Origin of the sequence: Shewanella psychropiezotolerans (genome assembly GCF_007197555.1) — a bacterium.
Lineage (GTDB): Bacteria > Pseudomonadota > Gammaproteobacteria > Enterobacterales > Shewanellaceae > Shewanella > Shewanella psychropiezotolerans.
Map to the genome: position 1 here is coordinate 967,066 of NZ_CP041614.1, position 17,264 is coordinate 984,329.

Below are 17,264 nucleotides of genomic sequence, written 5' to 3' on the forward strand. Positions count from 1 at the left end.
GAACTCCAGTTTATTTCAGCCTCAATCGCTTAGCTAAGCGGTGCAGATTGCCAGAGTCTAGCTTTAACTTGCGGGCTGTGGCGGCCCATTGTCCGTTATTTTCGGCTAATGCCTGCCTGATATATTGAGATTGAAATTCGTCAGTTGCATCTTTTAGGCTGTTATCGCCTATATGAAACTTGTTGATCTCCTTGGTGGTTTGGCGGGAAACTCTTGGTTCATCGGCTTGGGTTATTGGCTCCAGATGATGAGGCGATATCTGACATAGTCCACCGCGAGATTGCGCTCTAGCGAGTACGGCCGCTCGATGAAGGACATGCTCTAGCTCTCTGACATTACCAGGCCATGAGTATTGTTTGAGCTGGCTCAGGCTTGCCGGGCTTAAACTGAGATTATTAATGCCTAGCTTCTGCCTGCACCTCTCTACAAAAAAGCCGCTCAACAAGATGATATCATTGCCTCGCTCTTTCAGCGGTGGCACCATCAAGGGGAAGACGCTGAGTCTGTGGTAGAGATCGGCTCTAAATCGTCCGGCTAACACTTCTTGCTTTAGATCTTTATTGGTGGCGGCAATAATTCGCACATCTACCTTTCGACTGCGATCATCGCCTATCTTCTGCAGATCGCCATACTGCAATACTCGAAGGAGCTTGGACTGTAAGGTGAGAGGTAACTCGCCTATCTCATCGAGAAACAAGGTGCCCTTATCGGCGAGTTCAAACTTGCCACTTCGATTGCTTATGGCACCGGTAAACGCGCCTTTTACATGGCCAAACAGTTCACTCTCAGCGATCGATTCAGGTAAAGCCGCACAGTTGAGGTATACCAGTGGCGTATCCTTACGCTCGGAGCCCTGGTGTACTGCCTTGGCAACCAGTTCCTTACCTGTGCCCGTCTCGCCTAAGATAAGCACGTTGAGATCTGTGGCGGCGACCATTTCAATCTCATTGTGGAGTGATTGCATTATCTCGGATTGAGCTATGATCTCCACATCTGTATTGGTGTCTATGCCTAGCCGCATCGCAGGTAACGAGTCTTGCGATTGCACCGCAAGTTTCTCTAATCTATCGATCATCAGGGCATTACTGAGTGAGACTGCGGCGATGGCACTTAAACTTCTAAGCTCACTATTGGAAAACTGATCAAATTGGCGGGGGTCGAAGCCATCTATGGTGATGGCGCCGATAAGATTTTCATTAGCAAACAGGGGGAGACCGATACAGGCATGGACCTTAAGTTCATCACCTTGATTAGGGATCAAGCCGTCATAGGGGTCGGCGAGTGTGCTATCGGAGGGAAACCTGACAATATCCCCTGCACGAGCAATGGCTTCTAATCTTGGATGTTCATCCACAAGGAAGCGTCTTCCCAGTACATCGGCATTGAGTCCATCTATGGCTAACGGAGTAAATTGCCCGCCCTGAAAGGCGAGTAGCGCCGCCGCATCACAATCTAGATTCTGCCTTATGGTATCGAGCAGCCTGGAAAATCGATCGCGGTTGGACAAGCCCGAGGTAATATCCAGTGCTATCTGTGTAAGTTCGGTTTGACTCAGTGCCATATCTGCTCCTAGGGATCACTTGTGGTGATATTCAGTTGTTCTCAGAGCGTGGAAACTACTGAGAACAGAGGCTAATAAACCGAAGGGTCATCCTTGTTAGGACGAGTCTTGAAGCGGCGATGTAGCCACATATACTGGCTGGGTTCTCGCTCGATGATCCCTTCGATGATCTTATTGCCTCGCTTAGCATCTGCAATCTCATCCTCACCGGGGAAGTTATCGAGGGCTGGCATGATCTCTATGGTGTAGCCTTTATCGTCGGCGTTACGGACCACACTGAAGGGCAATACTTTAGCCTTGCCCAAGCGAGCCAAGGTGGTGGCACCTGTGATAGTTGCCGCTTCTTGCATGGCGAAGAAGGGAATGAAGGTGGCACTGGAACGGCCGAAATCTTGATCCGCTGTATACCAGATAACATCTGGACTTCTCAGACAACGCACCATCTTTCGTAGATCTCGTTTAGACACCAGAGCCTTATTGGAGCGCAAGCGCCCCTTGACCTGCAGGTATTCCATCACTGGATTGTTATGGGGACGATAGACGCCCACCCCGGGTTGAAATTGGCCAAAAATTCGTGCCCCCATCTCCAGCGGCAGACAATGCACGGCGAACAGGATCACTCCATGGCCGTCAGCGAGTGTCTTTTCGACATGCTCTTGGCCTTTTATACTCATGTGGCGTTGAATCTTAGCATCTGACCACCACCAGGCGTTGATGGTATCGAAGATGGCCTTACCGGTTTCTTCAAAATTACGTTTCAGTAAGTCTTGTCGTTCACTTGGGCTCATTTCGGGGAAGCAAAGTTCCAAATTACGCTTGGCAGTGTGGACTCGACTGCCCATGACGGCTTTGGCTAAGCGCCCGATAAGACTTCCTAGTTTCATCTGTATTGATAGGGGCAGTATTTGTGTCAGGCGCATCAAGCCTATACCGAACCAGAGTGGCCAGTATTTTGGGTGATATAGATGTGTCGAAAATTGGGCTTTTTCTACCACGAATAACTCTAACATGAGAAAAATGAGCACTTATTCTAACGTAATTACCCCAGTAGAAGTTGAAAAACACCAAATATTCTCACTGCTATTGGTCAATAAAGTTGGGTACAATCGAAGATTAATTCTACAGATTAAGATATGAGTGTTATGAAGGTTTCTCTGGGCGAATTGGTAAGATTTAAACTTATGGTTGGTGGAGGCTATTTGAGCATTGAAATCATTGGCTACAATAAGGTTGAGCTGTGATTTTGCTCGCACTGGCTTTGAGTGCTAGCTTTTATTGGACCGATTATGTTGAGGGGAGGCAAGCACTGGTGTGCCTGGTAACTGAGTTGGAATCATGCCTGGTTCACTTGCCTGCTCTACAGATTAAGATATGAGTGTTATGAAGGTTTCTCTGGGCGAATTGGTAAGATTTAAACTTATGGTTGGTGGAGGCTATTTGAGCATTGAAATCATTGGCTACAATAAGGTTGAGCTGTGATTTTGCTCGCACTGGCTTTGAGTGCTAGCTTTTATTGGACCGATTATGTTGAGGGGAGGCAAGCACTGGTGTGCCTGGTAACTGAGTTGGAATCATGCCTGGTTCACTTGCCTGCTCTACAGATTAAGATATGAGTGTTATGAAGGTTTCTCTGGGCGAATTGGTAAGATTTAAACTTATGGTTGGTGGAGGCTATTTGAGCATTGAAATCATTGGCTACAATAAGGTTGAGCTGTGATTTTGCTCGCACTGGCTTTGAGTGCTAGCTTTTATTGGACCGATGTTGGGGCGAAGCAAGCACTGGTGTGTCAGGTGACGGAGTTGGAATCCTGTTTGGCTAACTTATCTCCTAAAGTCAGGCAACAATTGCCGCAAACTATCGATGGCCTTAATCACGTAATGGCTCGAAGAGGCGCCATGGTGTTACCTCTTGTGGACACACAAGTCTCAGGCCTGATTTTAATTTCACCCTCGCATATCCCGCAGACCATATTGGTGGATCTTTCTGGTGAGCTGCATTCTTTTCCCTTAGTTGAGCCACGAAAATTGACCCTATGGCATGAACTCGGTCATCTGCAAGCAGCAGATTTAGTGGATAGGGGGCTGATGGAGGGATTGACTGATTATCAACATGAATGGGTGGCGGACTGCTATCTGGTCTGGCGCTCGGCGAAAGAGAGACTAAGATTGGATTTAGCCTGGCAGCAATATCACAGAAGAAATATCGATGTGATGAAAGATGTGTCTTTCATGTCTCATTGGACTGTGCCTGTATTATCTCAGCTATTAAGCCGCTACAGCCTGGAGGAGTTAAATCGTTTTGAAACATTCGACGCCTTGATGGGTGATTTTTTACCTCAACTCGAGCAAGCTAGCCAAGATACTTTGGATGAATTCTCCAGCTTAATACATAGAAGCTTCAGCACTCAGGCATCGCTGCATCTTCCCAGCTATATGTATTGGCGCAAGCCTGCCCTGCGTCGCTATTTTGAGTCGACTTTAGTGAGTTTACTCGGAAGAGATGGCGCCAATCTATGGCTACAAGAGCAAAGTCTGTAAATCCCGCTTTTTAAGCTGAATGCCTTAATTCGAACAAGTGATTCGAGATACTCTGGATGAGTTTTTCTGCTTACTCTTTTACTTCTCTTGCTTAAATAGGTAGAAGTTTCAGTATGTGGCGACAAGCGCTAAGTATGTTAATGACTCTGTAAATCCCACTTTTAAGCTGAATGCCTTAATTTGAACAAGTGATTCGAGATACTCTGGATGAGTTTTCCTGCTTACTCTTCTACTTCTCTTGCTTAAATCGTTAGAAGTTTCAGTATATGGCGACAAGCGCTAAGTATGTTAATGATTCTGTAAATCCCGCTTTTTAAGCTGAACCTTAGCTGAACAAGTATCCGATATCTCGCTGATAAACTGAGTTACTCAGGTATTCGCCTATCTGGTTTGATAGCATCTATCAGGACTTTAGGGTACTAAGTACTGAAACAAGATTGGGGGAGCTGTCATGGCCAAACGTTCAAAAGCGCAAACGGAACAAACCATAAAGCAGATTTTGGATGAGGCGTTACAGCAGGTACTATCGATCGGCTATGAGTCCATGTCTTATACTACCTTGTCTGAGGCGACCGGGATCAGTCGCACTGGCATCAGCCATCATTTTCCTCGTAAAGCTGAGTTCCTGATTCGATTAGATGCCAATATTGCAGGCCTCTTTATTAATGACTTGGATTTTTCGACATCAGCGGCATTAGAGAAATCTTGGATGAAAGCCATTGAAAGCCATCGTTTCTGTGCAATCTTGCGTCTGTTTTTTAGCCTGTGTGGTTATTCGAGTAAAGATATCACCATGTTTAAGGCGATCGATATGGCTAGAGATACGGCAATATCAAACTTGGGGCCACAGGGGGAGGGCGTATTCAATGACCTGCTGGGAAGAAGTGCCGTGGTATTGCTCTCCAGAGGCTATGGTATTGAAGCTGATGCTGCATAAGAAAAAATTTAGTCAGACACAAAAAAGGAGCTAGATGCTCCTTTTTTGTGTCTAAAAATATCTATAGACTCTAATTATCTATTCTCACGTAACACCAGACTGGGATTAAAGTCGATATCACCTTCACTGTCTATGGTTACCAGCTGGCCATCTTGCCTAGCCACTGCTGTCTTTTCGTTCTTGGATTGCCTGACGAATAACAGTTGATAGCCCAGTTTTGCTAAGGTATAGAACGCGAATCTTTGTGCTGTAGATAGTCTGTGCCAGTGCTGGTTTATGTTTGGCTGAGTGATCCTTCTATCATCGAAACCTGCGAAAGAACTGATGGCCGATGCTTGCATATTAACAACTCCTTGTTACTCACTCATGAATATTCTTGAATCTGGCAATATATAACCAGATGCTGATATTTTATGCAAGCTGGTTTGCGTTTTTTGATTCATACCAGATAAACCAATCGTCTATTGCTGGTTTGTTTTATATTAGAAATGCCATTGCAGATATAGGGTCTGATAGTTACTGCCGCCACCGATGCGGCCAAAGGCTGAGCTCTTTTCATAGATGCCGGATCTGTGGTGTATGCTGTAACCCATCCACATCTTGTCCATGGCGCGGTTATTAAATAGGTCACCCATATTTACATCTAAGGAAAAATCCAGATAGTTGAGTAGTTTGGAAGGCTTATAACCTTTCTCTTCCAGCTCCGAGCCTTCTATATAGGTGACGCTTGATACATAGGACAGACCTTCTGCGACACCCAGGCGCCATCTTGGGCCAAATTCGAAGGTGTAGAAGGCCTTGATGGCAATGACGCCTTCGGCCAGATTACTCTGTACTTGAGAGTCGTGGTGCCAAACCAAGCCTGGTGTGAAGTAGAGCTCAATAGGAAAGTTAAACAAGGTCTCGGTGAGACGCGTACCGTAGAATACAGAGGTGAATTGATTATTATAGGGATCTGTCTGGGTTTGCCAGGAGAAAATGGCGTTCAGGTTCGAAGGCGTGGCCCAACCATGTGCAAGGCGTATAAACTCACTATCGCTGCTATTAGGGGCTCTCGATTCGGACTTAGTTGCCTTATTCTTAGTGCTTTTATTACTGAAATCTGGAAAGAAGCCGAAACCGAGAAAGGATTCAAATTGATATTGAGTATCCATGGTCGGTAGGTTAACCGTCTCGTCATCGATGCGACCCACACCAAATTTTCCTAATAGGTATAGGTTGCTATAGAGATGATATCGGGTCTTAATACCCGCATTAAATTCAATCCCACCACTGGCTTCATACTGATCTAAGCCGTAATAGTGTTGGTTAAAATCGGCACTCTTCCAATGAAACTCGGCATAGGGGTTAAGATACCAATTGCCATACTCCCAATGATATTGGGTTCGGGTGTAGCCGTAGCTGCGTTTATTCGAATCAGACATGAAGGCGACATCAAACTCCCAGGCGTCTTGGAGGAATCGATACTGTAGGCCGAAATCGAAGGCCTGAGATTGCGACTCGTTTTGTAGCTCCTGGGGTATGTCGACGAAACGAAAGCGAGTATAGAGGTTAACCTGATGCTCATCATTCTTCCAAAAGTGCACACCCGCTTCCATGCCGTTGATGAAGAAATAATCGTTGCGGTATTTTATCAGTGGTAGCACATCGTACACTTCGTCATCTTCTACAGCAAAGGGAATGTCGCCCCTTCTTACGCCTATTCCTAGTCCCCAGGTTTCCGTTTGGAATTGTGTGGCATAGATCTTAGGTAGCGGCTCATCTGGTTGCACCGCTTCTGGATCACTGTGCTCTGATGATAGTGCCAGCCCGCTATATAACGTGAGAGTTAGGGCAAGGGACTGTGCAAATAGCTGTGATGACGATTGGAGCTGAGAATGATTATTCATAGGGTTGTTTTTAGAGGTCTTTATTTGGTCAGTATAAAATGAAAACAGAAAGTTAAAAGATTTATTATCTCTTAACTTATCTGTATCTATGCTGAATGCAATCACTGATTTTCGCCTCAACTTCAGAAAAGTGCTCTGGCTATCGAAGATAATCCAGTCTTGGTCTAGCCGGGTGACTCAAGTTAATATCCTTATAAATACTGCTGTTTATCGATTCCTTGGCCCCAATAGTTCAATAATAAACCGTCCTATATTCCAAAAAGGTATTAAAAATCAGATTTTATTCTTTTTTGCTTTTCTTTATAGGGGCTAAGCTAACTGACATTACACTGATATAGGGCCGTACCCATGTTGTTAAAAGAGCTTTCATCACTCGCTTCGCCATTGTCGACAGGGCAGGTGGATAAGTTAAAGCAGCTCACCGCTGAGCTGAGTGCCGTGCAACTTGCGTGGGTGAGCGGATATTTATCTGCTACCGCCGAGCAAGGATCCAATCTTCTTGGTAGCGAAACTGCCGTTCAAAGCGCTCCGGCACAAACCATCACCATACTATACGGTAGTCAAACCGGTAATGGTCGTGGGGTTGCAAGCGAATTGGCAGCGAAGGCTCAAGCCCAAGGGTACGCCGTTAACCTTGCTTCCATGGGGGATTACAAGGTCCGTCAACTGAAGCAAGAAACCATATTACTGGCTGTCGTGAGTACTCACGGTGAAGGCGAAGCGCCCGATGATGCTATCGAATTGTATAAATTCCTGGCATCTAAGCGAGCGCCTAAATTAGAAAACCTAAACTATTCGGTGTTGGCTCTGGGGGATTCGAGTTATGAATTCTTCTGTCAGACAGGTAAGGACTTCGATGATCGCCTATCAGCATTAGGCGCTAAGCCACTCCAGACTCTGGTTGAATGTGATGTCGACTATGAATCTGCCTCTGAATTGTGGCAAGAGAGTGTTTTAGAGGCCGTTAAGCCGTTGATCGAAACCTCTGGTGCGAGTGTTGTTTCACTATCTGGTACAGGCATACCAGGCGCAGTAGTGAGTGAGTTCACCAAGCAAAAACCTTATACAGCAGAGCTTCTCGTGAGCCAGAAGTTAACAGGGCGGGGATCGGATCGTGACGTACGACACGTCGAAATCGACTTAGGTGAGTCAGGGCTGAGCTATCAAGCCGGTGATGCGCTGGGAGTCTGGTTTACTAATACAGCAACTTTAGTCGAAGAGCTACTGATTAAATTATCCCTCGACGGCGATGAAGCTGTAACAGTGGGCAAGGATGCGTTATCTCTCAAGCAAGCGTTAATCGAGAAGAAAGAGCTGACTCAGCTTTACCCAGGTCTGATTAAAGATTGGGCCGCTCTTAGCGGTAATGCCGAGCTGCAGAGTATCAGTGATGACAAAGAGCTGACTCGTCAGTTTGTGCGAAATAATCAGCTAGCAGATCTAGTGGCTACTTACAGCGCAGAAGTAACTTCTACTCAGCTGTTGGCCATGCTGCGACCTATCACACCTCGTCTGTATTCCATTGCATCGAGTCAGTCCGAGGTGGAATCAGAGGTACACTTGACCGTTGCCTTAGTCGAAGATGAACGTGAAGGAGCCGCAAGATTTGGTGGCGCTTCACAGTTTCTGGCTCAAGCACAAGAGGGAGCCGAAGTTAAGGTATATGTTGAACCTAATAAGCATTTCAGACTTCCGGAAAATCCAGAGACTCCAGTAATCATGGTGGGGCCGGGCACAGGTATTGCGCCGTTTAGAGCCTTTATGCAGGAACGTGCGGCTCAAGGTATCGAAGGCAATAGCTGGCTTATTTTCGGTAACCCACATTTTGAGCAGGATTTTCTCTATCAAACTGAGTGGCAGCAATATCTGAAAGATGGCTCGTTATCTCGTATAGATTTAGCCTTCTCTAGAGATCAGGCTCACAAGATTTATGTTCAGCACAGAATCGCCGAGCAAGGTGAAGAGCTGTGGAAATGGCTCGAGTCTGGCGCGCATTTCTATATTTGTGGTGATGCCGAGCGTATGGCAAAAGATGTGCATCAGGCCTTGTTGGATATCGCTGTGAAGTTTGGCGGGAAAACCGAGGAGGAGGCCGAGGCCTACTTTGAGCAATTACGCAGCGACAAGCGTTATCAGAAAGACGTTTATTGATATTTAGAAGTCTTGCCGGGTCTGGATACCCGGTAATCAGATCTTCTGTTTAAACCTAATATAAGATGCGATGCCTATTAAGAGCGTCGCACAAGAGATGAGTGAGGCGGTAGCCATGTCAGAGAATAAAAGTGTAGAGCAAGCAGAGCCATTATCAGTCAATGAACATCTTAAAACCGACAGTAATTTTCTGAGAGGCACAATTCAGGAAGGCTTAGATACCGCTGTTACGGGATCATTTAGTGAAGGTGATCAGCAGCTGATTAAATTCCATGGTTTTTACCAGCAAGATGACCGTGATTTAAGAAATGAACGTAAAGAGCAGAAATTGGAGCCGCTCTATAGTTTCATGTTGCGCGCCCGTGTTGCCGGTGGCGTGTGTTCTCCGGAACAGTGGCTGGGTGTCGATGAAATAGCGTCAACCTTGACCAGCTCTAACAGCATACGCTTGACTACGCGTCAGACATTTCAGTATCACGGTATCTCTAAGCGTAACTTGAGAGCCTTGATCCAGAGTCTGGACAGCAAGGCAATGGACTCGATTGCCGCCTGTGGTGACGTGAACCGTAATGTGATGTGTAATCCAAACCCAGTAGAGTCTCGCTTACACGAGCAGGCCTTCTATTGGGCCAAGAAGCTGTCGGATAACTACTTGCCACGTACTAAGGCTTATGCCGAAATCTGGCTGGGAGATGACAAAGTTGCCACCAGTGAAGGTGATGATGTCGAGCCTGTATATGGCAAGACTTACTTGCCACGTAAGTTCAAGATGGCCGTTGCGGTACCACCAGATAATGATGTAGACGTATACACCAATGATTTGGGTTTTATCGCGGTAGCGGAAGAGGGCGAGCTTATCGGCTTTAACTTAGTGGCTGGTGGCGGTATGGGCTCTACCCATGGCGAAGTACAGACATTTCCGCGCCTTGGCGATGATTTTGGCTTTATTAAGGCCGAAGATACATTGAAGTTTGCCGAGGCGATATTAAAAGTTCAACGTGACTGGGGTAATCGTTCTAACCGTAAGCTGTCGAGACTCAAGTACACCATAGTCAAATATGGTTATGAGGTGTTTAAGGCTGAGGTAGAGAAGCGTGCAGGAGTTAAATTTGAGCCCAAGCGCGATGTCGTCATCGGCGATCGCGGCGACCGTTATGGTTGGATAAAAGGTGTCGATAACCAGTGGCACCTGACGTTATTTATCGAAGGCGGGCGCATCAAAGATCTCCCTAGTCAGCCTCTACAAACCGGATTAAGAGAGATTGCCAAGATACATAAGGGCGATTTCCGTATGACCTCTAATCAAAACCTAATCATAGCCGGCGTTGCCGAAGAAGATAAGGCCGAGATAGAAGCCTTAGCCCGTAGCCATGGTCTGATGGGGAAATTGATTACCGAGACCCGAGGCCGCTCAATTGCTTGTGTTGCATTGCCAACTTGTGCCCTCGCCATGGCGGAAGCCGAGCGTTACTTTCCGGACTTCCTGACGAAAGTCGAGTCATTGCAGGAGAAACATGGCTTCCTGGACCAAGGAATCGTTATCCGCATGACGGGTTGTCCTAATGGCTGTGCAAGACCCTTCGCGGCAGAGATTGGCTTGGTAGGTAAAGCGCCGGGTCGCTATAACCTATATCTGGGCGCGAGCTTCGAAGGTACACGTTTAAATAAACTTTATCGCGAGAATATTCAAGAAGCTGAGATCTTATCTGAGCTTGATAGCTTGTTCGCCAAATACGTGGCTGAACGGGAAGAGGCCGAAACCTTTGGTAATTTCACGGTACGCATAGGCGTCGTGGCAGCGGTAATCGATGCCGCTAAGGATTTTCATGGACAGAGTAGTAATGCCTGAATTAAACACTCAGGTTGAATCAGTGGTTTCTGCACAAGAGCTGTTAGCCTTGTTAAGCGCGCCGGCAGTCGAGCAGAAGGGTGAGCTTGAGCGTATCAATCGTTTCCTCACAGAGCTGACCCCTAAGCGAAGAGTCGTCTGGGGATTGAAGTATCTTCCGGGTAACCACGCGTTATCGTCGAGTTTTGGTATTCAAGGTGCCGTGATGTTGAATTTGGTCAGTACTGAGAAGCCGGGTATCCCGGTGATCTTGACCGATACCGGTTACCTGTTTCCCGAAACCTATAAGTTTATCGATGAGCTGAGCGAGCGTTTATCATTAAACCTTAAGATATTCGCCTCACCCATGACCCCTGCCTGGCAGGAGGCGCGTTTTGGCCAGTTGTGGGAGAAAGGCCTCGATGGTTTAGACCAATATAATCGTATGAACAAGGTTGAGCCAATGCAGCGAGCTCTCGATGAACTGAGTGTCGGCACCTGGTTTGCAGGCTTGCGCCGCAGTCAATCCAGTACCCGAGAGGCTCTGCCTATCTTAGCTATTCATGGTTCACGCTATAAGATCTTACCTATCTTAGACTGGAGTAATAAGGATGTGCATGAATACTTAACTGAGCATGACCTACCTTATCACCCACTTTGGGAACAAGGTTACGTGTCGGTTGGCGATACACATTCCAGTAAGCCATTAGAGCTGGGTATGAGTGAAGAGGAGACGCGTTTTAATGGCCTCAAGCGCGAATGTGGGCTGCACTTCGAGATATAGCAGCAAGGTTATGGTTTAAGTTAGTGATATACATTCCAGTAAGCCATTAGAGCTGGGTATGAGTGAAGAGGAGACGCGTTTCAATGGTCTCAAGCGTGAATGTGGTCTGCACTTCGAGATATAGCAGCAAGGTTATGGTTTAAGTTAGTGATATACATTCCAGTAAGCCATTAGAGCTGGGTATGAGTGAAGAGGAGACGCGTTTCAATGGTCTCAAGCGTGAATGTGGTCAGCACTTCGAGATATAGCAGCAAGGTTATGGTTTAAGTTAGTGATACACATTCCAGTAAGCCATTAGAGCTGGGTATGAGTGAAGAGGAGACGCGTTTTAATGGTCTCAAGCGTGAATGTGGACTGCATTTTGAGATATAGATTCATGTCTCTCGCTTTATATTTCTAGTTTTAGTCGACAACAAAATAGGGGCCAGTTGATCTGGCTCTTTTTATGCCTACGGATTTGCAACTTTGTATTTGGCTATCAGTGATAATTAACTTAGTGGTATTCAGGATTCTTGTTCTGCTTATCCACATGCTCGTACTGGTACATCAATACTGTTTGGCTGTAAGTGGGGTTTGTCATTTTGATCTCATCCACCTAATTTTACGGGGAAAATAATCAAGGTGGTGTGCTTTCGTTGTATTTTTAGTAAATAATACATTTTTACGCACAAACTTATGCACAGTTAAAAAAACTAGTCTATAGTCAGGAGTTCCCGTAGATGGTTTTAGAATGCTGTTCTGTATAGGAGTCATTGTTAATTTGTGTTGTTTAACTTTGGACTCAATGACTTTTAGATCTTCCTGGAGCTTGTTGTCACCCCTGTGATGATACTCACTAGAAGTCACAGACGGCCTTTAGAGCCTGTTCACCTCACGTATCCTGTTTTATATGTGATTATGTGATTAGGTGATATGTGGTTTTGGTTGGCTTGTTAGCGCCTGCTTAATCAATAGCCGTTGCCCTTGAATAGCCCGATGCGGCTATTCAGGCTCAGTCCAGAACTCTAAAGCTCACCACAGTCCATTCCTGAATTTACTTCATTCAAACATTACTTCTGTTTTTTAAGCCAACATATTTGGTAATCTATTTTAGAACCTAGAACCTAGAACCTAGAACCTAGAACCTAGAACCTAGAAGAGCATACATGGAGAGTAACTTTTGGCAGTAAATATCAAGAGAATACGTATTGGAGTGATTGGCTTTGATACTATCGGTAAATATATAGTCGATGGTGCGTTGGCACATAATGAGTTTGAAGTTGTAGCCATCTTCGATCCTTCCTTGCCGTCTGTGTCTGCTGAGTTTATGTCCAAAGCAGAATATAGACACATCAGGCTGATGGCATCGGCCAATGAGCTGGTTTCATGCGAGCAGGTCGATCTTGTTTATATCGCCACGCCTCCGGCATCCCATATTGAATATTGTCGTTTAGCCTTAACTCAGGGAAAGGCAATATGGTGCGAGAAACCCCTCAGTATAGATCTTAGTGCAGCAGGTATATTAGTCGAAGAGGTTGAGGCCTCCGGGGTTATGTCTGCCGTTAATTTGTCATTAGCCAGCAGTCCAATTCTAGATAAATTAGTATCACTCACAAAAGAGGTTGAGCATGGAGAAGCTCGGCAAGTAGAGATGAGGTTTCACTATAGCGAGTGGCCGAGGCATTGGCAGGCTGGCGCGGCCAACTGGTTAAGTTCAAGAGAGCAGGGCGGTTTTCTTCGTGAGGTTTTCTCTCATTTTGTATTTCTACAGCATCGCCTGTTTGGCGAGATGAAGCTAACTAACTGTCAGATCTCCTTTGTTAAAGGGGGCTGCGAAACTTATGTGATGGCCGAGTACCTCTGCGGCGATCTCCCATCAGAGTCAGTGGTGGCATAGGAGGAGTCGCACCAGACACCAATGAATGGACTTTATATACCGATAGACGCGCCATCAGATTTTCAGATTGGAATAAATTGAGTATGAGAACCTTGGAACGTTGGAGTGATATCGACACAGGTCAAGTGGGGAGTTCTGTTTTATTACAGCTGGATGAAGTTGCCAAGATGATGGCCGGGAAACCTAATAAGCTGGCGAGTTTCGGGGAAGCCTTAGCGGTTCAAGTCGTCGTGGAACAAACCTTGAATTCAAGCTGTTAAAGGCCATCTTCTTATTTTTGAGAACCTTTTTCTCTGCATATATAGTATATTAGAGACTTTAATGTCAGGGCGTTTTCAACATCCCCCAAAATACAAATTTCGATCTATAAAATGGAGTTTAATGAATGAAAAAAATACTAATCGCTGCGGCTGTGGTTGCCGTCGGTGCCGGTGGATATTGGTTTAGCCAGCAGCCCGGAGAGGAAGCGAGTCAGTCTAATGAAGTATTGGCTTCGGTACCTGCAGATACGCCTATATTTTCGGGTCAGTTAAAGCCTTTCCCTATCAAGTCTTATATCAACTCATTGTCTCAAAGTTACAAGACCTATCCAGAGGATATGTTTGCCGAGTTAGAGCAGTCTGATGATGCCAGAGCTAAGTTTTTTGTCAGCTTGAGTCGGGCCTATATGGATAGTATGGAGAGCGGCCAAAAATTTGTGGCCACTTTTGGTCTAGCCGATGATATCAGAAGTTATTTTTACACCCTAGGCCTGCTACCTGTACTCAAACTTGACGTCGAAAAGCCTGAGGCTATTTGGGCTCTGCTTGATAAGGCGGAAAAGGACAGTGGCTTCAGTCACCAAATGAAGACCTTGAAAGGGCTATCTTATCGCTCTTATACGTTAACAGATGCAGGCGATGCCGAACCTATTGAGTTACTGTTTTCACAGCAAGATGGCTTGCTAACGATCACCTTAAATGCGTCTATGCTTACCGAAGATACTCTCGAAACGGCGCTTGGCATTAATCCCGTGACACCTTCATTAGCGGATTCAAAGATATTACAAGATATCATTAAAACTCACGGTTTTAGCGATGAAGCTGTCGGTTTCGTCAATCATCAAGAGTTAGTTAAGGCCATTACTACCAAAGATGGTAATCAGCTGGCCCGTCAGGTGACGGCGATTCTTGCTCAAGAGGGAGAAGACCCATTGTTGGAGCTTCGCACTCCCGAGTGCCATAGTGAATTTACGGCTATTGCCGCTAATTGGCCGCGCACCGTATTTGGTTTGAATAGTGTTTCGATAGGAGACCAAGAGAGTAGTCTGGATTTCTCTACTGTGATTGAGAGTAAAAATCAGACATTTCTGAATGCACTTAAGAGCATGCGTGGCTTCATTCCAGATTACGTGAAGAACAGTCGTGATAGCGTATTTTCCATGGGTCTGGGCATAGAATTAAATCAATTGGTTCCCTCACTAACTGCCGTATGGGATGAGATGCTACAACCTCAATACCAGTGTCAGGTTTTACAAGAGTTTCAGCAAGAGATGTCGGGTCAAAACCCTGCGATGTTAGGTATGTTTACCGGCATGGCGAATGGAGTCCGTGGCGTGAGTGCGGCACTCCTTGATTACAAGTTTACCGAGCAAGCCGCGGGCGCAGAGGGTGAGCCAAGTTTAGAGAGTGTCGATGCTATTATAAGCCTGTCAGCAGATAATCCGAGTATCTTGTTTAACATGGTGAAGCCTTTCGCCCCTGAGCTGGCCAATATTCAATTACCACAAGATGGTAGCCCTGTTGACCTTTCTCAATTGCTTCCACTTCCGCCCGAATATGGCATCTCTCCTAAGCTGGCGCTGAAGGGCAAACATTTAGTCCTGTATACTGGAGACAAGGCTGAAGCTGTGGCTAATAAGCTGGCTGATGAAAAATTAGACAATAACGGTTTGTATAGTGTTTATCTGGATTATAGCAAGGTGTTTGCGCCGATCTTAAGCTTGGCTGAGATGACTGGCGAACCATTGCCGGAAGAGTTTTCTATGATGAAAGATTACAATATGCAGGTGCAGATGGGCCTGGATATCAATGACCAGGGTATAGTCTTTGACTCATACATGAATAGTAAAGCGACACCCGGTGGCGAGTAATACGAGTCGCTAATAGGTTATTATAAAGTGCTAAAAAAGAGCCAGCCCTGCTGGCTCTTTTTTGTGTCATAGCAATCGATATAAAGACGGCATTAAAGATAACTGTAATAAATAAATTAGAAGGCGGAGGTAATAAGTGGTCATTGCTGGACTGTTTTTAAAAGCAAATGAAGTGAGAATGGTAAGTCTGAGTGGTACGCGTGAATCCCATGAGCTGGTGGCAGCTAAGATAAACAAGTTAGCGCTAAATAAGAATCCCACCCGGGAAGAGGTCAGCCAGTTTGCTACCGAGGTTAAGGCTTATTGCGGCGAGCATCAAGTTGAGAAAATCGTGATGAACAGGCGTGCCAGTAAGGGCCAAGGCGCCGGCGGTGCAGGGACCTTCCTGATGGAAGGGGTTATATTGGCAAGCTCAATGATAAATGTTGACTTGGTTCATCCTGCCACAATGAGAGCGACTGATAAACGCACTGCGACCCTAAAAGATTTAAAACCTAAAACGGTCGATTTAGGTAAGGCTTATGATCTGGCGTTTGAGCTGTTAAACTAGCCGAAATAATATAAGTTTTTGAAAAGTTACTGTAATTGTAGAAGTTACGTTCGTGGGTTTGGTTTTTGGAATGATCTTGTTCCCATGAAAATTTGTTTTAATATTCCATCGAAGCCTTAAGTAAGGTATAACGGCGCTATGAAAATACCGAAACGCATTCAGCCTCTCGTCGATGAAGGCTTAGTTGATGAAGTCCTTCGCCCCTTGATGAGTGGCAAAGAGGCCGATGTTTATGTTGTCCGCTGTGGCGACGATGTTCGTTGTGCCAAGATTTATAAAGAAGCCGAGAAGCGTAGCTTCAAACAGGCTGTACAATACCGAGAAGGCAGAAAGAGCCGTAACAGTCGCCGAGCTAGAGCCATGGAGAAGGGCTCGAAATTTGGCCGTAATGAGCAGGAAAACTCCTGGCAAAATGCCGAAGTCGATGCCCTGTTTCGCCTAGCCGATGCCGGCGTTAGAGTCCCGCAGCCTTACGGTTGTTTCGATGGCGTGCTATTGATGGAGCTGATCACCGACGATCAAGGATTTGTAGCCCCAAGGCTCAACGACATCACCTTGACCCGTGAGCAGGCACTAGAGCAGCACAAGTCAGTGATAAAAGATGTACAGCGTATGTTGTGTGTCGGCCTTATTCATGGCGACTTGTCTGAGTTTAATGTGTTGCTGGACAGTAATGGCCCAGTGATCATAGACCTCCCCCAGGCAGTCGATGCAGCAGCAAACAATAATGCTAAGCGCATGCTTGAACGTGATGTGAACAATATGACCCGATATTATGGTCAGTATGCTCCTGAGCTGCTTAGTAGCAAGTATGCTAAAGAGATGTGGGCTCTGTTCGAGTCGGGTAAGTTAAATTCTGAGTCTGAACTGACAGGCAAGTTTAAAGAGAGTACTAAAGCTGCGGATGTCGAGTCGGTGCTCGCTGAAATTGAAGCGGCCTTCGATGAAGAGCAGGAACGCAAAGAGCGTATCCGCGAAGCTGAGGAAGGTTAGATAAAAGGTTCTAGTTCCTAGGAACT

14 protein-coding genes and 1 pseudogene are annotated in these 17,264 nt (G+C 45.9%); 11 read left to right on the top strand and 4 right to left on the bottom strand.

Going from position 1 to position 17,264, the window contains the following annotated elements:
- Positions 1-10: 10 nt before the first annotated feature.
- Complete coding sequence (norR, locus tag FM037_RS04260) at positions 11-1,561, bottom strand: nitric oxide reductase transcriptional regulator NorR (protein ID WP_144044982.1); 1,551 nt, start codon at positions 1,559-1,561, stop codon at positions 11-13.
- Between the two features lie 71 nt (positions 1,562-1,632).
- A complete protein-coding gene (locus FM037_RS04265) occupies positions 1,633-2,556 on the bottom strand; it encodes an LpxL/LpxP family Kdo(2)-lipid IV(A) lauroyl/palmitoleoyl acyltransferase (RefSeq protein WP_144048814.1) in 924 nt (307 codons plus the stop codon).
- Positions 2,557-3,274: 718 nt separating this feature from the next.
- Here FM037_RS04265 and FM037_RS04270 point away from each other — a divergent pair.
- Both FM037_RS04270 and FM037_RS04275 read left to right on the top strand, forming a co-directional pair.
- Positions 3,275-4,099, top strand: a complete 825-nt coding sequence (locus tag FM037_RS04270; RefSeq protein ID WP_144044983.1) for a hypothetical protein — start codon at positions 3,275-3,277, stop codon at positions 4,097-4,099.
- A gap of 451 nt (positions 4,100-4,550) precedes the next feature.
- On the top strand, positions 4,551-5,036 hold the full coding sequence (locus FM037_RS04275; protein WP_144044984.1) for a TetR family transcriptional regulator: 486 nt from the start codon (positions 4,551-4,553) through the stop codon (positions 5,034-5,036).
- A gap of 74 nt (positions 5,037-5,110) precedes the next feature.
- Here the strand turns inward: FM037_RS04275 and FM037_RS04280 are convergent, their stop codons facing one another.
- Positions 5,111-5,377 carry a hypothetical protein gene (locus FM037_RS04280; protein ID WP_144044985.1) on the bottom strand — a complete coding sequence of 89 codons (267 nt, stop codon included), beginning with the start codon at positions 5,375-5,377 and terminating at the stop codon, positions 5,111-5,113.
- A 141-nt stretch (positions 5,378-5,518) separates the two neighbouring features.
- Positions 5,519-6,925 (bottom strand): MipA/OmpV family protein, encoded by a 1,407-nt coding sequence (locus tag FM037_RS04285; protein ID WP_229381081.1) that lies wholly within the window; start codon positions 6,923-6,925, stop codon positions 5,519-5,521.
- A 348-nt stretch (positions 6,926-7,273) separates the two neighbouring features.
- Between FM037_RS04285 and FM037_RS04290 the strand changes: the two genes are divergently transcribed.
- The 9 genes and pseudogenes from FM037_RS04290 to FM037_RS04335 all read left to right on the top strand — a co-directional run bounded on the left by FM037_RS04290 (position 7,274) and on the right by FM037_RS04335 (position 17,238).
- Positions 7,274-9,076: an assimilatory sulfite reductase (NADPH) flavoprotein subunit gene (locus FM037_RS04290; protein WP_144044986.1), complete on the top strand. Its 1,803-nt coding sequence runs from the start codon at positions 7,274-7,276 to the stop codon at positions 9,074-9,076.
- 115 nt (positions 9,077-9,191) lie between these two features.
- The gene (gene cysI, locus FM037_RS04295; protein ID WP_144044987.1) at positions 9,192-10,925 is read left to right on the top strand and encodes an assimilatory sulfite reductase (NADPH) hemoprotein subunit; all 1,734 of its coding nucleotides are present in this window, start codon (positions 9,192-9,194) and stop codon (positions 10,923-10,925) included.
- The gene (locus FM037_RS04300; RefSeq protein WP_185977048.1) at positions 10,918-11,688 is read left to right on the top strand and encodes a phosphoadenylyl-sulfate reductase; all 771 of its coding nucleotides are present in this window, start codon (positions 10,918-10,920) and stop codon (positions 11,686-11,688) included. The genes cysI and FM037_RS04300 overlap by 8 nt, the downstream gene beginning before the upstream one ends.
- A 267-nt stretch (positions 11,689-11,955) precedes the next feature.
- Positions 11,956-12,060, top strand: a pseudogene (locus tag FM037_RS29125) (phosphoadenosine phosphosulfate reductase); the annotation flags it as partial.
- A 787-nt stretch (positions 12,061-12,847) separates the two neighbouring features.
- Positions 12,848-13,564: a Gfo/Idh/MocA family protein gene (locus FM037_RS04320; protein ID WP_144044989.1), complete on the top strand. Its 717-nt coding sequence runs from the start codon at positions 12,848-12,850 to the stop codon at positions 13,562-13,564.
- Between the two features lie 83 nt (positions 13,565-13,647).
- The gene (locus FM037_RS28435) at positions 13,648-13,824 is read left to right on the top strand and encodes a hypothetical protein (protein WP_185976954.1); all 177 of its coding nucleotides are present in this window, start codon (positions 13,648-13,650) and stop codon (positions 13,822-13,824) included.
- A 125-nt stretch (positions 13,825-13,949) separates the two neighbouring features.
- Positions 13,950-15,695: a hypothetical protein gene (locus FM037_RS04325; protein ID WP_144044990.1), complete on the top strand. Its 1,746-nt coding sequence runs from the start codon at positions 13,950-13,952 to the stop codon at positions 15,693-15,695.
- 136 nt (positions 15,696-15,831) lie between these two features.
- The gene (locus tag FM037_RS04330; RefSeq protein WP_144044991.1) at positions 15,832-16,245 is read left to right on the top strand and encodes a DUF3010 family protein; all 414 of its coding nucleotides are present in this window, start codon (positions 15,832-15,834) and stop codon (positions 16,243-16,245) included.
- Positions 16,246-16,383: 138 nt separating this feature from the next.
- Complete coding sequence (locus FM037_RS04335) at positions 16,384-17,238, top strand: PA4780 family RIO1-like protein kinase (protein ID WP_144044992.1); 855 nt, start codon at positions 16,384-16,386, stop codon at positions 17,236-17,238.
- The last annotated feature ends 26 nt before the right edge of the window (positions 17,239-17,264 follow it).

Coding starts and splice junctions, on each gene's coding strand:
- norR (WP_144044982.1), bottom strand. CDS start 1,561: ATGGCACTGAGTCAAACCGAACTTACACAGATAGCACTGGATATTACC.
- FM037_RS04275 (WP_144044984.1), top strand. CDS start 4,551: ATGGCCAAACGTTCAAAAGCGCAAACGGAACAAACCATAAAGCAGATT.
- FM037_RS04280 (WP_144044985.1), bottom strand. CDS start 5,377: ATGCAAGCATCGGCCATCAGTTCTTTCGCAGGTTTCGATGATAGAAGG.
- FM037_RS04285 (WP_229381081.1), bottom strand. CDS start 6,925: ATGAATAATCATTCTCAGCTCCAATCGTCATCACAGCTATTTGCACAG.
- FM037_RS04290 (WP_144044986.1), top strand. CDS start 7,274: ATGTTGTTAAAAGAGCTTTCATCACTCGCTTCGCCATTGTCGACAGGG.
- cysI (WP_144044987.1), top strand. CDS start 9,192: ATGTCAGAGAATAAAAGTGTAGAGCAAGCAGAGCCATTATCAGTCAAT.
- FM037_RS04300 (WP_185977048.1), top strand. CDS start 10,918: ATGCCTGAATTAAACACTCAGGTTGAATCAGTGGTTTCTGCACAAGAG.
- FM037_RS28435 (WP_185976954.1), top strand. CDS start 13,648: ATGAGAACCTTGGAACGTTGGAGTGATATCGACACAGGTCAAGTGGGG.
- FM037_RS04325 (WP_144044990.1), top strand. CDS start 13,950: ATGAAAAAAATACTAATCGCTGCGGCTGTGGTTGCCGTCGGTGCCGGT.
- FM037_RS04335 (WP_144044992.1), top strand. CDS start 16,384: ATGAAAATACCGAAACGCATTCAGCCTCTCGTCGATGAAGGCTTAGTT.